General features: G+C 69.8%; 8 protein-coding genes and 1 pseudogene. 4 read left to right on the forward strand and 5 right to left on the reverse strand.

The genetic code is table 11. The annotated features are described in order from the left end of the window. From FS787_RS08765 to FS787_RS08775, 3 genes and pseudogenes are all read left to right on the forward strand, one after another. Window positions 1-195 (forward strand): annotated as a pseudogene (locus tag FS787_RS08765) (ribonuclease BN); the annotation flags it as partial. Between the two features lie 75 nt (window positions 196-270). Further along, the gene (locus FS787_RS08770; protein ID WP_144672070.1) at window positions 271-1,245 is read left to right on the forward strand and encodes a universal stress protein; all 975 of its coding nucleotides are present in this window, start codon (window positions 271-273) and stop codon (window positions 1,243-1,245) included. Window positions 1,246-1,307: 62 nt separating this feature from the next. Beyond that, window positions 1,308-2,315 carry a zinc-dependent alcohol dehydrogenase family protein gene (locus FS787_RS08775; RefSeq protein ID WP_144672071.1) on the forward strand — a complete coding sequence of 336 codons (1,008 nt, stop codon included), beginning with the start codon at window positions 1,308-1,310 and terminating at the stop codon, window positions 2,313-2,315. A gap of 53 nt (window positions 2,316-2,368) precedes the next feature. Here FS787_RS08775 and FS787_RS08780 read toward each other — a convergent pair whose 3' ends face one another. From FS787_RS08780 to FS787_RS08790, 3 genes are all read right to left on the reverse strand, one after another. After that, window positions 2,369-5,542, reverse strand: a complete 3,174-nt coding sequence (locus FS787_RS08780) for an HAD-IA family hydrolase (RefSeq protein ID WP_144672072.1) — start codon at window positions 5,540-5,542, stop codon at window positions 2,369-2,371. Window positions 5,543-5,549: 7 nt separating this feature from the next. Further along, on the reverse strand, window positions 5,550-6,314 hold the full coding sequence (locus tag FS787_RS08785) for a polysaccharide deacetylase family protein (RefSeq protein ID WP_260982482.1): 765 nt from the start codon (window positions 6,312-6,314) through the stop codon (window positions 5,550-5,552). A gap of 263 nt (window positions 6,315-6,577) precedes the next feature. After that, window positions 6,578-7,699 (reverse strand): SDR family oxidoreductase, encoded by a 1,122-nt coding sequence (locus FS787_RS08790; RefSeq protein WP_260982483.1) that lies wholly within the window; start codon window positions 7,697-7,699, stop codon window positions 6,578-6,580. A gap of 247 nt (window positions 7,700-7,946) precedes the next feature. On the opposite strand from FS787_RS08790, the gene FS787_RS08795 reads away from it, so the two are divergent. Continuing rightward, window positions 7,947-9,935, forward strand: coding sequence for a heavy metal translocating P-type ATPase (locus FS787_RS08795; RefSeq protein WP_144672075.1), 1,989 nt, complete (start codon window positions 7,947-7,949; stop codon window positions 9,933-9,935). Here FS787_RS08795 and ppsA read toward each other — a convergent pair. Continuing rightward, window positions 9,883-12,285 (reverse strand): phosphoenolpyruvate synthase, encoded by a 2,403-nt coding sequence (gene ppsA / locus FS787_RS08800; protein ID WP_144672076.1) that lies wholly within the window; start codon window positions 12,283-12,285, stop codon window positions 9,883-9,885. The genes FS787_RS08795 and ppsA overlap by 53 nt on opposite strands. A 32-nt stretch (window positions 12,286-12,317) precedes the next feature. Beyond that, window positions 12,318-14,954, reverse strand: coding sequence for a cation-transporting P-type ATPase (locus tag FS787_RS08805; RefSeq protein WP_260982484.1), 2,637 nt, complete (start codon window positions 14,952-14,954; stop codon window positions 12,318-12,320). Window positions 14,955-14,959 lie beyond the last annotated feature (5 nt).

Genomic DNA, 14,959 nt, shown 5'->3' on the forward strand with positions numbered 1-14,959 from the left:
CCCCGCGACACCAAACAAAGCGACAAACTGCAGGCACGCGAGGAGGAGGACATCCAACGCGGCCGCGAACTCCGCGAACGAAGCGGTGGCGCGGGCACCGGGTCGGAAAGCGATGCCGACACCGGGGCCGAGGCAGGAGTGCCCCGGCACGCTGACGTCACGGAGCCGCGCAACCCGCGGGACCAAAGCCCCTAGCCCTTGGCGGCCCCGTGCGTTCTACTGGGGGCCAAAGTACCGCCCGGAGGCGGACACAGCTGACCCGGAGGACGCATGACGGCACCCGATACAGGGCAGGGCCCCGCAACGGTGGCCGTGGGCTACGACGGCTCGGAAGCCGCGCAGGACGCCGTCCGGTGGGCCGCAGAATATGCCGCCGCAGGAAACTACCGGATAAAGGTGGTCCACGCCTGGGTCTGGCCTATGTTCACCAAGAAGCTGGGCCCGGTCAAGGGCGTGGAGGGCAGCGGGTTGCGGCACTCGGCCGAGGCCATCCTCGCAGAGGGCGTTGAGCTTGCCCGCTCATCCCTCGCCGCGGCGCGAACCGCCGGCCCCTCCACCCCAACCGCTCAATCCGTCCAGACCGACGCGACAACCTCCCCGCCGGCCGGGGTAACCCCGGCGGGAGAGGATCCCTTCGACGCCGGAACCGATTCCGGCGTCGAAGGGATTATGGAAGCGGGACTTCCGGCTCCGGTGCTGCGGGATGCGGCCGGCGACGCCCGCCTCCTGGTGGTCAGCAGCCGCGGACTCGGGGGTGTGCTGGGGCACGTTGCCGGGTCGGTCTGCCTCGCCCTGGCCGGGTCCTCGCCCTGCCCGTTGATGGTGGTCCGCCGCCGGCGCGGCCCCGGGGAGGCCGCGGCCCCCGTGGTGGTTGGCGTCGACGGGACGTCCCGGAGCTCCGCGGCGCTGGCTGGTGCTGCCCGGCTTGCCACGATGATCGGGGCGCCCCTGCAGATCGTCCACATCGACAAGGCCTCCGGCAGGACCCGGGAAGGCCATGGCCGGCATGTCCGGCACGGCCAGGACCTGCTGGACCATTTCCTGGCGGAGGCCAAGTCGCTGGCCCCGGAACTGTCCATCACCGGCGTCCTGCGGGAAGGCCACGCGGCGTCCAAGGAACTGCTGGCTGCCGCCACTGACGCCGAGGTCCTGGTGATTGGAACCCACAATCGTGAGGGCGGTCCCGGCAACACCGTCACCGCCGTCCTGAACAAAGCGCGTTGCAACGTCCTGATTACGCGCTGATCCCGCCCACCGGACCACCGCCTTCAGAGGGGAGCTGAAGGTTCTAGCAGAGGAGGACGCCCGTGCGAGCCTGGCGGGTAGGACAGCCCGGGCCAATAAGAAGCGGCCCCCTCGTGGCGGATGAGTGCCCCGATCCCAGGCCGGGTCCCGGGGAGGTGCTGTTGAAGGTCCGGGTGTGCGGGGTCTGCCGCACGGACCTGCACCTGGCCGAAGGCGACCTCGCCCCGCGGCACCCCGGCGTCATACCGGGCCACGAAGTGGTGGGCGAGGTGGTGGCGTGCGGGCCCCGGGCCACGAGGTTCTCCCCCGGCGACCGGATCGGGGTGGCTTGGCTCGGCGGGACCTGCGGCGCCTGCCGTTTCTGCCTGCGCGGGCAGGAGAACCTCTGCCTCTCCCCTGTGTTTACCGGTTGGGACCGCGACGGCGGCTACGCGGAACTCATGACGGTGGCCGAGAACTTCGCGTACCGGCTCCCGTCGAATTTCTCGGACGAGGAGGCTGCGCCGCTGCTGTGCGCCGGCATCATCGGTTACCGCGCGCTCTGCCGGGCCGAGCTGCCGATCGGCGGCCGGCTGGGCATTTACGGCTTCGGCGGGTCCGCGCATCTGGCGGCACAGATCGCCCTCTACCGGGGTGCCCGCGTGTACGTGATGACGCGGTCGGCGGAAGCCCGCAGCCTCGCCCTCGAGCTGGGAGCGACGTTCGCCGGCGGCGCCGATGAACAGCCGCCGGATCCGCTGGACTCGGCCATACTGTTCGCCCCCGCCGGCGGCCTGGTTCCGGCGGCCCTGCAAGCCCTGGACCGCGGCGGCACCCTCGCCGTGGCCGGCATTCACCTGAGCGACATTCCGCCCTTACACTACGCCACGGAGCTGTTCCAGGAACGCCAGCTGCGCAGTGTCACGGCCAACACCCGGGCCGACGGCGAGGAGTTCTTCCGCATTGCCGCGGAGATCCCGCTGCGGCCCACCACGGTGTCCTATCCGTTCTCAGCGGCGGACCGGGCCCTGCTGGACCTGTCGGAGGACCGGATCACGGGGGCGGCCGTGCTGCGGATGGACTCCGCCTAACCGGCAACCGACGGGCCGGACGGGCAGGCGGTCAGGGTGCCGGGACTGCCCCATCAGTCGTCCTGGCGCAGGAACTCGTGCTCCTGCCCGGCCCGAAGCAACACCCGCCGGGTCCCCACCCGCACCAGCACGGGGGCCGCGTCCCCGGGAGCTGCCGACACCCGCAGGCGGTCGCGCTCCAAATGCACGGCGAGCATCTGGTCCCGGTAGCGGACGCGGAAGTCCACGCGGCTGAGCTCTGCCGGCAACCGGGGCGCGAAATCGAGGGCATCGCGGGTGATCCGCAGACCGGCGAAACTGCGCTGCACAACGTCGATCGTCCCGGCCATGGCACCCAGGTGGATGCCTGAGCTGGTGGTTCCACCCTGGGTGTCGTCCAGGTCCGCATCCAGGGCCTCACGGAAGGTCGCCCACGCCCGCTCGGGGTCGCGCTGCGCCAGCACCGAGGCGTGGGCCACCCGGCTGAGCGTGGATCCGTGCGCCGTCCGGGCCAGGTAGAAGTCCACCGTGGCGGCGATCTGCGCGGATGTGACGGCATAACCCATCCGGGCCAGGAACCGGATGAGCTGGTCTTCGCCCAGGACGTACAGCAGCATCAGGACGTCGGCCTGCTTAGCGAGCCGGTAATGGTTGGTGCTGTCCCCTTCCGCCTCCAGGATCAGGTCCAGCCGCTCGATGAGCCCGTAGCTGCGCCGGTAGTGTTTCCAGTCGAGTTCCCGGAGCGCACTGTAGCCGTCGAACTGGCTGATGACGCCGTCGTCGTGGAACGGGACGAACATGCGCCGGCTGAGGTGCTCCCAGGCCGCGATCTCGGCGGCGGTGATCGACAGCCGGGCGCGCAGTTCGTCCATGTCAAAGCCCTGCACCGAATGCATGATCCAGACGGCCTGGTCGAATGCCCACGCCGCCATGATGTTGGTGTACGCGTTGTCGTTCAGTCCGCCGCCCGGGTTGCCGGGGTTGCCGGTGTGGTACTCATCCGGACCCATAACGCCCCGGAGATGGAAACGGTCCTGCGCCGCGTCGAACTCCGCCATCGACGCGAACAACCGTGCGACGTCAACGATGATTTCCGCACCGTGCCCGGTCAGCCAGCCCCGGTCCTGGGTGGCCTCGAAGTACTGCCAGGCGTTATAGGCGACCGCGAGTCCAACATGGCGCTGCAGCCGGGAATAGTCCGGCATCCAATGCCCGGACAGCCGGTTGAACAGCAGCTTTGGTGTCTGTTCGGTGCCGTCCCCGCCGCTTTGCCATGGGAACAGCGCCCCCTTCAGCCCGGCCGCCCGCGCAGCATCGCGCGCTGCACCGAGCCGCCGCCACCGGTAGTCAATCAGCTCCCGCGCGAGGGACGGCAGCCGGGAGTTGAGCAGCGGGAGGACGAAGAGTTCGTCCCAGAAGACGTGGCCCCGGTAGCCCTCGCCGTGCAGCCCGCGGGCCGGAACGCCGGCGTCGAGTTCCGCAGTGTGGGTGGTGAGCGTCTGCAGGAGGTGGAAGACGTGCAGGTTGAGGATGAGCTGCGCCTGGGAGGTGGCGTCGAACTCGATAACAAAGGGCTGGAGCAGGATCGTCCATGCGGCCTCGTGTTCGGACTGCAGGGCCTCGAAACCGGCCGACGCGCGGGCCAGGACGGCCCGCGCCGCCGTCAGCGGCGAGGCGATGGCGTGGTCCCGGGACGACGCCACGGCCACGGTCTTCAGCACTGTCAGCTGCTCCCCCTCGGCCAGGGGAACATCGAAGCGGTGTGTGTACAGTCCGCCGAGTTGCTCGGGAATCCCCGCCCCCGCCGGTCCGCCGGACCGGGCGACGGTGGTCCGGAGCGCGAGGGCGATCCCGATCCCGCTGGTGATGGTCCGCGCTTCCACCGTGAGCTCCGCGGTGCCCGGGCCGGCCCCGGACGCGGAGACCTGGACGGAACCCAGATGCCGGTTGGACAGAGCCGCGTCCTCGGGCACGTTGGAGTTGGTGACGCCCGTGTCGCAACCGCTGCGGACACTCACATCCCCGCCCCAGCCGAGGGCAGTGATGACAGTCTCGAGCGCCGCGAGGTGCGGCTCGGCCATGGAGACGAGGCGGCGCTGCAGGAGCTGGAGTTGCCGGCCGGCGTCGTCCTCCAGGAGCGCTTCCCGGGTCAGCACGGCACGTTTCAAATCCAGGGTTCGCCGCTCGCTGCGGAGCGAGAGGCCGCCTTCGGACCACCACGCGCCGTCGCCGATCCGGAGGTCCAGCGGCAGCCAGTCAGGGATGTTGACCAGGTGCTCGTCCACCGTCTCCTGGCCCAGGACAACGCTGTGCAGGGAGTTGTAGACGCCGGCGAGGTAGCTGCCCGGGTAGTGCACGTCCCCGGCGCGGTGTTCCGGCGCCGCCCCCCGGGTGGCCAGGTAGCCGTTGCCCAGGGTGGTGAGGGCTTCGCGGTGGCGTTCGTGCGCCGGGTCGAAGCCCTCGTAGACCAGCAGCCAGGGGTGGGTGATGACGAGTCCGATATCGAGCTGGCTGAGATCTTCGACGACGACGTCGGCGCCCGCCGCCTCCAGCCTTTCCCGGCGCCCGTCCCGGTCGATGCCCACGACGAGTCCGAAGCCGCCGCGCCGCCCGGCTTCCACCCCGGCGGCTGAGTCCTCAATGACCATGGCCCGGGCGGGCGGGATCTCCAGCCGGCGCACCGCTTCCAGCGGCAGCGCGGGAGCCGGCTTGCCCCCGACGTCGCGGTCCAGGGCGGTCTGCCCGTCGATGACGTGATCGAAGACGTCCTTTAGTCCGGCGGCACCCAGCAATGCGTCCGCGTTCCGGGCGGAGGTGGCCAGCACCACGGGGATCCGGCCTGCCTTCAGCCTGCCGAGCAGGTCCGACGTGCCGGGGAAGGCCCGGACCGGGTTATTGCTGAGCAGCTTCTCGAACAGTTCGTTCTGGCGTGCCGCGAGCCCAAAGGCTGTCCACGCCCCGGGGCCGTCCGTGGGCGAGCCGTCCGGGACGGCCCCGCCGCGGAAGCCCAGGAAGGCGGCCACCGCGCCCTCCCAGGTCCGGCCCGCCACCTGGTCCCGGTAGTCGTCGGCGGTAAACGGGTCCCGGCGGGTCCCGGCGGGAAGCCGCGGGTCCTTGAGGACGTCGTCGAAGAGTTCCTTCCACGCCGCCGCGCGGAGCTCCGCCGTATCCGTGACCACTCCGTCGAGGTCAAGGATCACGGCGTCAACCGGGGCCAGTGCGGCGGCGACTGTGGGCGACTCAGTCATGCCGCCATCAGCCCAGTAACGCGACGAGCGTGGTGAAGCCGTAGCCGGCCTGCCGGATCCGCTCAATCATTCCGGGCAGGGCGTCCGCGTCCAGGGTGGTCCCGTCGTCGGGATTGGAACCGATGTGCATCAGCACGATCTCCCCCGGCTGCAGCCGGGCGAGCACGCGGTCCGCCACGATCTGCGCCGTGATCCCGCCGCTGCTGCCCTTCCACCCCAGGGTGTCCACGGTCCAGCGGACGGGCAGATACCCGTAGGCGTTGACCGTGGCGATGGTCCGGGCGTCCCGCTCGCCAAAGGGGAACCGGAACAGCGGACGGGGGTCCCCTCCGCCGGCCCGGATTGCCTGCCGGGCCGCCGAGAGCTGCTGGCCGATCGCGGCATCGCTGAGCCCGGTGAACCCCGGGTGGGTCATGGAGTGGTTACCCAGGCGGTGGCCGCCCGCCACGATCGCGGCGACTCCGGCCGGGTTGGCCGCGGCCCAGTTCCCGGTCAGGAAAAACGTGCCGCGCACGTTTTTTGCTGCCAGCGTCTTCAGGATGCTTGGCAGCCCCGCCGAGTTGGCTCCGGCGTCGAACGTCAGCGCCACCACCGCTCCGGCGCCCGGGATCACTTCGACGTCGAGACCGGCCAGGGCGGCCGGAAACGGCGGGGGCGCCGGAGCAGGCGGCTTGGGAGCAGGGGCCGGCGCGGGAGGCTTCGGAGCCGGGACGGCCGGCGGCGGTGCGGGGGCCGGGGCTGCCGGAACCGTGGCGCCGGGGGTGGGGGCCATAGCCTTCGACGGGGATGGCGCCGGCGGGGTTGCGGCCGGTGGACTCGCGGACGGGCTCGCAGTGGACGGGGGCGACGTCGGACTTTCAGTGGCTGGCGGCGGGGACGCCGGGCCGGCTGAGGGCGGCACCGACGAGAAAACGGCCGCCAGCACCACCCCCACGGCCAGCACCAGCACGGCAGCCACGGCCGCGAGCCACCGGCGTCGTTCGCCCCGGAAGATCGCCCACATGATTCACTGTGGCGCCGCCGGCCGCAGCCGGACTAGGGCTGAAAGGCCCGCGCGGCCTGCGGCGCGGCGGGAATCAGCCGTTCGGCCCGGCACCGGTCGAATAAGCTGATAAAGGAGTCTTCCGTGCGGCGGTACCCGGTGAAACCCGCCAAACGGCTCTTGCTCATGTCGGTGACCACTTCGAGGTTCCGGCCCAGATCACCGTCTGTGTGCCACCAGGACGCGAGCCGTGCCAAGTGCGGTTCAGCCAGCCCATAGCGGGCGGCCATGTCCGCCCAGAGGCCTTCCTTGCCGAGCATCTGCTGTTCCAGCGGGCGGGGTTGCCCGGGGTAGCCTTCAGGCTCGACGCCGAAATAGGCGGCCAGCGCGGGCCACATGCGCCGCCAGCGGAAGATGTCACCGTTGACGATGTTGTAGGCCTCGTCGCTTACCCCGTCAGTGGTGGCCGCCCAGATCATGTGTTCTGCCAGCAAGCCGCTGTCTGTCATGTCAGTCAGGCTGTTCCACTGCGTCTCGGAGCCGGGAAAAACGAATGGCTGCCCGAGTTCGCGGCATATAGATGCCTGGACGGCGAGCGTGAGACCCATGTTCATGGCATTGCCCACCGCATGCCCTATCACCGTATGCGCCCGGTGCACGGACCAGCCGAAGCCTTGCTCCTTCGCGGCAGCCCACAACTCGTCCTCCTGGGCGTAGTAGAAGTTGGGCGTCGGCAGCCTCGGCTCGCTTTCGCGGAAGGGAGTGTCCGGCATCTCCCCCGCCGCATACGCTTCAAACGGGCCCAGATAGTGCTTCAGCCCGGTCATGAGGGCCACGTGTTTCACCGGGTGGCTGCTGAGGCTGGCAAGCAGGTTCCGCAGCATGGCCGCGTTGGTCTCGATGTTTTCTTGTTCCGTGTTCATCCGCGACCACGCGGTGTAGAACACGTGGCTCGGCCGTTCGCCGGCCAGGGCTGCCCGCAAGCTCTCCACCGAATTCAGGTCCGCGCTCACCTGGCGGACACCGCCGCGCCGGATCCGGCTGCGGGACAGGGCCACCACGTCCCAGCCCTCATCCACGAGCCTGTCGACCAGGGCGGATCCGGCAATCCCGGTGGCCCCCACCACCAAGGCAGTCTTTGTGTTGACGGTGTCTGAATCTGAACTGCTTCGCACGCCATTCCTCCTGGTACTGTCCGCTGCGCCTACTGTACGTTGCGCCGTCACCGGGTCCCAGGCTGCGGGCCCGGTCTGGCCGGGACGGCTCGTTTCCGGCCCGTTCCAGCGTCTCATGCCCGTGGGGGGACGGCCCGCCGGCACTTCGTAACCTGGGCCCGTACGGACCTCCGGGGAAGGGGACCGCAGTAGGATGCAACTAGTGGAAGGCGCGTAAAGACAGCGCGAATTCGAAGGCAGGACATCCGTGAAACTCTTGCTCCGCTATCCGCTGGTTGCTGGCACTCTCGTTGCCCTGCTCGCGGTGCTGATCCTGCTGTTGTCGGGGCAGCCGGTGATTGCGCAGATCGCGGCCAGCATCTATGCCCTGGCCGTGGCGGCCTACCTTGCCGTCGGCATGGCCCGCCGGCTGGCGGGCGGCCAGTGGGGCATCGACATCCTGGCGGTCACCGCGATCGTCAGCACCGTCCTGGTGGGCGAGTTCATCGCGTCCATGATCATCGTCCTTATGCTGGCCGGCGGGACCGCCCTCGAGGACTACGCCGCCGGCCGGGCCAAAAAGGAACTGACGTCCCTGCTGGAACGCGTCCCGCAGACGGCCCACCGCGAGCGCGGCGGCAGCTCCGCCGCCGGCTCCTCCGCCGTCGAACCTGCCGCCGAATCCCAAACCAATGGCCAGCACGAGGACGTTGCCGCCACCGAGGTACGGATTGGCGACATCCTGCTGGTGCGGCCGGGTGAGGTGGTGCCGCTGGACGGAGTCCTGCTCTCCGAATCCGGCACCTTCGACGAGTCCTCGCTCACCGGGGAGAGCCTGCCAGTGGAACGGGTCGCCGGGGAACCGCTGATGAGCGGCTCCCTCAACGGCGAGGCCGCGGTCCGGATGCGGGTGACGGCCCTGATGGAGGATTCGCAGTACAGCCGCATCGTTGCCCTGGTCAAGGAAGCCTCGGAGAGCAAAGCGCCCATGGTGCGGCTGGCTGACCGGTATGCCATCCCCTTCACGGCCCTCGCCTACACCCTCGGCGCCGTCGGCTGGATCATCAGCGGAGACCCTGCCCGGTTCGCTGAGGTGCTGGTGGTGGCCACGCCCTGCCCGTTGCTGATCGCCGCCCCCGTGGCGTTCCTCGGCGGGATGAGCCGCGCCGCGCATTCCGGCATCATCGTCAAGTACGCCGGTGTCCTGGAACAACTGAGCCGGATCAAGACGGCAGCCTTCGACAAAACGGGAACCCTGACCTACGGCCGGCCCGCGCTGGTCGGTGTCCGGACAGCCGGGTCCATGACCGAGGACGAGGTCCTGGGGTTGGCGGCCTCGGCCGAGCAGTATTCCTCCCATGTGCTGGCCGCCTCGGTGATGGACGCAGCCCGGAACCGCGGTTTGTCCTTCCAGACCGCCACGGAAGCCAGTGAATTCGCCACGCACGGCGTCCGGGCCCGCTTTGACGGCCGCGACGTGGTGGTGGGCAAGCCCGCATTTGTCGCCGAATCGGCCGCCGGCGTCGCAGAGACGGAACTGGCCAGCGGCGAACTCGCCATTTACGTGGGCGTGGCCGGGGAATTCGTTGGCGCCCTTGTGATGAGCGACCCGATCCGCACGGAAGCCCGCCGCACGCTGGCCGAGCTGGAGTCCATGGGCGTGATCCGGACGGTCATGCTGACCGGCGACGCGCTCGCCACCGCCCAGCACATCGCGGCCGAGGCCGGCCTCACCGATGTCCGCGCCGAGTGCCTGCCGCCGGACAAGGTCGAAGCCGTCAGGTCCCTGCCGCTCCGCCCGGTCATGATGGTCGGCGACGGCGTCAACGACGCCCCCGTCCTGGCGGTGGCCGACGTCGGAATCGCCATGGGCGCGCGCGGCTCGACGGCGGCCGGCGAGTCCGCCGACGTCGTGATCATCCTCGATGACCTGTCCAAGGCGGCGTCCGCCGTGCGGATCGGGCAGCGCACCGTGAAGGTGGCGCTGCAGAGCATCTGGATCGGCATCGGGCTCAGCGTCGCCTTGATGGTGGCGGCGGCGGCCGGCTATATCCCGGCCATCGCCGGGGCCCTGTCCCAGGAACTCGTGGACCTTGCCACGATCCTCAACGCGCTGCGCGCCCTCAGCCCCGACAGGGGCGCCGGCAAGGACGCCCTGAAGGGGGCCGGCACGCCGGGGACGGGCCGAACGCTCGACGCCGGGGCTACCGGGCCTGCGCCTGTTTCTCGGCTTCCGCGATCCGCGGAACAGTCCTGAGATAGCTGTCCGGGTTCAGCGAGATCGAGTCGATGCCCTCGCGGACCAGGAACGCCGCGAACTCCGGGTGGTTGCTGGGACCCTGGCCGCAGATGCCGATCTTGATCCCGGCGGCGTGGGCCTTGCGGATGGCCTCGCTGATCATCGCCATCACGGCCTCGTCCCGCTCATCGAAGAGTGCGGCCAGCTGCGCCGAATCCCGGTCCACGCCCAGGACCAGCTGGGTGAGGTCATTGGAGCCGATGGAGAAGCCGTCGAAGCGGGTGGCAAACTTTTCCGCGAGGACCACGTTGGAGGGGATCTCGCACATCATGTAGACCTGCAGGCCGTTCTCACCCCGGACCAGGCCGTTCTCCGCCATCACGGACAGCACCCGGTCCGCTTCCTGCGGGGTCCGGCAGAACGGGATCATCACGATGATGTTGCCGAAGCCGAGCTTCTCCCGGACCCGTTTGAGGGCCGCGCACTCCAGGGCGAATCCCTCACGGTAGCGCTCGTCGTAGTAGCGCGAGGCGCCGCGGAAGCCGAGCATGGGGTTCTCCTCCGGCTCCTCGAAGGCGGAACCGCCGATCAGGTGCGCGTACTCGTTCGTCTTGAAATCGCTGAGCCGGACGATCACGGGCCGCGGATGGTAGGGTGCGGCGATCTTGGCGATGCCGAGGGCCAGGGCGTCCACAAAGTAGTCCTTCGGGTCCTCGTAGGCGCTGGTGAGGACGCGGATCTGCTCTGCGTCCCCGGCGTCGGTGACCCTCTCGGGGTGGACCAGCGCCATCGGATGGACCCGGATCAGGCTGCTGATGATGAATTCCATCCGGGCCAGCCCGACGCCGTCGGCGGGCAGCCGCCACCACTGGAAGGCTGCCGCGGGGCTGGCGATGTTGACCATGACTTTGGTGCGCGTTTCCGGCAGCTCCCCGAGGTCCACCTCCTCGGTGTCGAACGCGAGGCTCCCCCCGTACACGCGGCCTTCATCACCCTCGGCGCACGAGATGGTGACAGCGAGGCCTTCCGCCAGGACCGTGGTGGCGTTGCCGGTGCCGACGACGGCCGGGACCCCCAGTTCGCGGCTCACAATCGCCGCGTGGCTGGTGGGGCCGCCGTGGTCGGTGACGATGCCGGCCGCCCGCTTCATGACCGGAACCCAGTCGGGGTCGGTCATTTCCGTGACAAGGATGGCGCCGTCGCGGAAATTCTCGATGTCCGCCGCGCTCCGGATCACACACGCTGTGCCCTGCGCGATCGAGTCGCCGATCGCGGCGCCGGTGGCCAGCACCGTGCCGGTTTCCCGGAGGTGGTGGAGGGTGAACCGGGAGCCGGTCTTCTGCGACTGCACCGTCTCCGGCCGGGCCTGGACCATAAACAGCTCCCCGGTCACGCCGTCCCGGGCCCATTCCATGTCCATCGGCCGCGCGTAGTGTTCCTCCACGCTCACGGCCCAGCGCGCCAGGGCGAGGATTTCGGCGTCGGCCAGGACGAAGGCGCGGCGTTCGGCGTCGGAGGTGTCCACCATCTTGGTCCGCGCATGGCCGCCCCGGCTGTAGACCATCTTCCGGGCCTTGGAACCGAGGGTCTTTTCAATGATTGGGCTGATGTCGTCCGCGGCCCCGGGCGCGGCCAGGAGCGGTTTGAACACGAGGTACTTGTCAGGGTTGATGGTGCCCTGGACCACGGTTTCGCCCAGGCCCCAGGCGGCGCTGACCACGGCCACGCGGGGGAAGCCGGAGTCGGTGTCGATGGAGAACATCACACCGGAGGCGCCGACGTCGGAGCGCACCATCCGCTGCACCCCGATCGAGAGGGCGACGTCCAGGTGGTCAAAGCCCTTGACCTCGCGGTAGCTGATGGCCCGGTCGGTGAACAGCGAGGCGTAGCAGCGGCGGCAGGCGTCCAGAAGTTCACGTTCCCCGCTGATGTTCAGGAACGTCTCCTGCTGTCCGGCGAAGCTGGCGTCGGGCAGGTCCTCGGCGGTGGCGCTGCTGCGGACCGCCACCGAGAGCCGGTCCTGGCCCGCGCGCTCCCCCAGGTCCCGGTAGTGGGAGCGGATGGATCCGGCGATGTCCTCGGGGAACTCGCTGTCCAGGAACATCTCCCGGATGGCCTCCCCGGTGGCGCGCAGGGACGTTTCGCCGGAGCGGTAGGACTGGATCCGGGAGCGCATCGCGGCCTCGATCCCGTTGGCCTCAAGGAACCGGCGGTAGGCGTCCGCGGTGGTGGCGAAGCCGTCCGGCACCCGCACCCCCTTGGCCTTGAGGGACTGGATGAGTTCGCCGAGGGAAGCGTTCTTGCCGCCCACCTGCGGGACATCACCCATGCCTATCTCTTCGAACCACAGCACCGGGGAGTCAGTCATTCACCCATCCTGTGGCGGCACGCCGTCCGGGGTCAGAGTCTTTGGACCTTGGTGGCCGGTGTGGCTTTCCCGGCCCGGCGGTGCCTCACGATCTTGTACAGCCAGTCGGCGAGCAGCACGGCGGGTATGGCGGCGAGCGCCACGGCCAGTCCACCGGGCGACGGCGGGGCATGGCCCAGCAGGGCGGCCAGAGGCCCCAGGAACAGGAACACCGCCAGCAGCCCCAGTTCGGCCAGCACCGCCCAGATCAACAGCCGGTTGCTGAACCAGCCGAGCTGCCACGGCGGCACGGAGGCGCTGCGGCAGGCGAACGCGTTGGCCAGCTGGGCCAGGACCACCGTGGTGAACGCGGCGCCGGAGGCCGCCATCAGCACGTCCGACGGCGGCAGTTCCGCCCCGGGCGTCCAGCCGGCACCGAGCAGCACGGCCGTGTACGCCGTCATTTCGAAGAAGGCCTCCACCGGGCCCAGCAGCCCGAACACCCGGATCATCAACGCCTTATCCATCAGGTGCCGGCGCTCCGGCGGCCGTTTCAATGTTCCCTTGCTCGGTGCCTCGCTGCCCAGCGCCAGCGCGGGGAGCAGGTCGGTGCCGATGTCGAGGGCAAGGATCTGGAGCACGCTCAGCGCCAGCGGGAACCGCCCGCCGGAGAGGGCCCAGATGACGAAGGGGGTGAGCTCGGCGACGTTGTCCGTCAGGTGGTAGGTCAGGAAGCGCCGGATGTTCGCGTACGTGGCGCGGCCCTGCTCCACGGCAGCGATGATAGTGGCGAAGTCGTCATCCAGCAGCACCAGGTCCGCCGCCTCGCGGGCCACGTCCGTCCCGCTGAGGCCCATGGCTACACCGATGTCGGCCTGCTGAAGGGCCGGGCCGTCGTTGACGCCGTCGCCGGTCATCGCCACCACGTGGCCGCGGTGCTGGAGCAGGCGGGCCACCCGGAGTTTCTGCTCCGGCGTGACCCGGCTGACCACCACGCCGTCGCGGTCCAGCAGCGCCGCCAGAACGGCGTCGTCCTCGGGGAGGCTGTGTCCCTCCAGCACCAGTTCGGGTGAGCCGATCAGCCCGGTTTCGCGGGCGATGGCGGCGGCGGTGAAGGCATGGTCGCCGGTGACCATGGCCACCTTGATGCCGGCCTCGCGGGCCGCCTCGAGCGCCACCCGGACCTCGGCCCGGGGCGGATCGTGCAGACCGATGAGTCCCAGGAGGGTCAGTCCGCTCTCCACCTCCTCGAGCCGGAAGCTGGCGCCCGGCAGGCCGGGCAGGCTCCGCTCGGCCACCGCAAGTACCCGCAGTCCGTGCGAGGCCATCTGGTCGACCATCTGCAGGGCGCGGCCGGCGCTGTCCTCGCCGCACAGCGGGATCACGGACTCCGGTGCACCCTTGACGAACAGTGTGGTGCCAACGATCGCGGACTCCCGCAGCCGGCGGGGATCGAAGGCGAAGCGGTGTGACACCTCGGGTTCCTCGGGTTGCTGCCCCGGATCTGCCAGCCTGGCGGCCAGCGCGTCGATGGCGGCCTCCATCGGATCGCCTTCGGCGATCCACTGCCCCTCGTGGAGCACCGCGCGGCCCACGGAGGCGGCCCGAGCGGCGGTGCTGAGGTGGCGCGCCTCCCCCGCTCCGCGCCCCGTGACCTCCGCCTCGGGTCCGTAGCCCGCGCCGATGACGCTGAGCAGCCCGGCCGGGGTCCAGACCTCGACGGCGTTCATCCGGTTCTGGGTCAGCGTGCCGGTCTTGTCGGTGCAAATGAAGGTGGTGGAGCCAAGCGTTTCCACGGCCTCCAGATTTCGGACCAGCGCGTTGCGCTGGGCCATCCGCTGCGCACCGACGGCCAGGGACAGTGTGACCGTGGGCAGCAGGCCTTCGGGCACCAGCGCCACCATCACGCCGATGGCAAACAGAAAGGCATCCCGCCAGGAGATCCCGACCAAGAGGGAAAGCACGAAAAACAGCACGCCAATGCTCAGGGCCATCGCGGCGGTGATGCGGACGATTCGTTGCAGTTCCAGCGCCAGCGGGCTCGGCGGAGCTTCGACCTTTCCCGTCAGGGCTGCGATTTCGGCGAGCCGGGTGTTTCCGCCCGTGCCCGCGACCACGCCTTCAGCCTGTCCGTTGACCAGGAAGGTCCCGCCAAAAACGGTGTCGCCGGGGATCTTGGTGAGCGCCTCGCTTTCACCCGTGAGCATCGATTCGTCGACGGAACACCCTGCTGCCACAGCCAGCCGGAGGTCCGCCGGGACCCGGTCGCCGGCAACGAGCACCACGGCGTCGTCCGGGACGAGTTCGGTGGTGTGGACCTTGGTGACGCGGTTGTCCCGGCGTACCGAGACCATGGCCGGGAGCAGCTCGCGGAGCTTTGACGCCGCATGCTGGGCGCGCTCCTGTTGAATATAGGCGAACACCCCGTTGACCAGGATCACGACGACGATCGCGACGGCCAGCTGCGGCATGCCGGCCAGGTAGGCCAGAACGGAGGCACACCACAGCAGGATGGCGAAGAAGTGGGTCAGTTCGGCCAGGAGCTTCCGCCAGCCGGGGACGGCGCCGGCCTCGGGCAGCTTGTTCGCCCCGAACTGTTGCAGCCTCCGCGCTGCCTCCGCCGAGCTCAGGCCGGCGACGCCAGGCAGTGCTCCGGCGTCCGGGCCCCCGGCGGGAGCCTCCGGTGTCACAGCCG

Origin of the sequence: Arthrobacter sp. U41, from assembly GCF_007679325.1 — a bacterium.
In the GTDB taxonomy this organism is placed as follows: domain Bacteria; phylum Actinomycetota; class Actinomycetes; order Actinomycetales; family Micrococcaceae; genus Arthrobacter.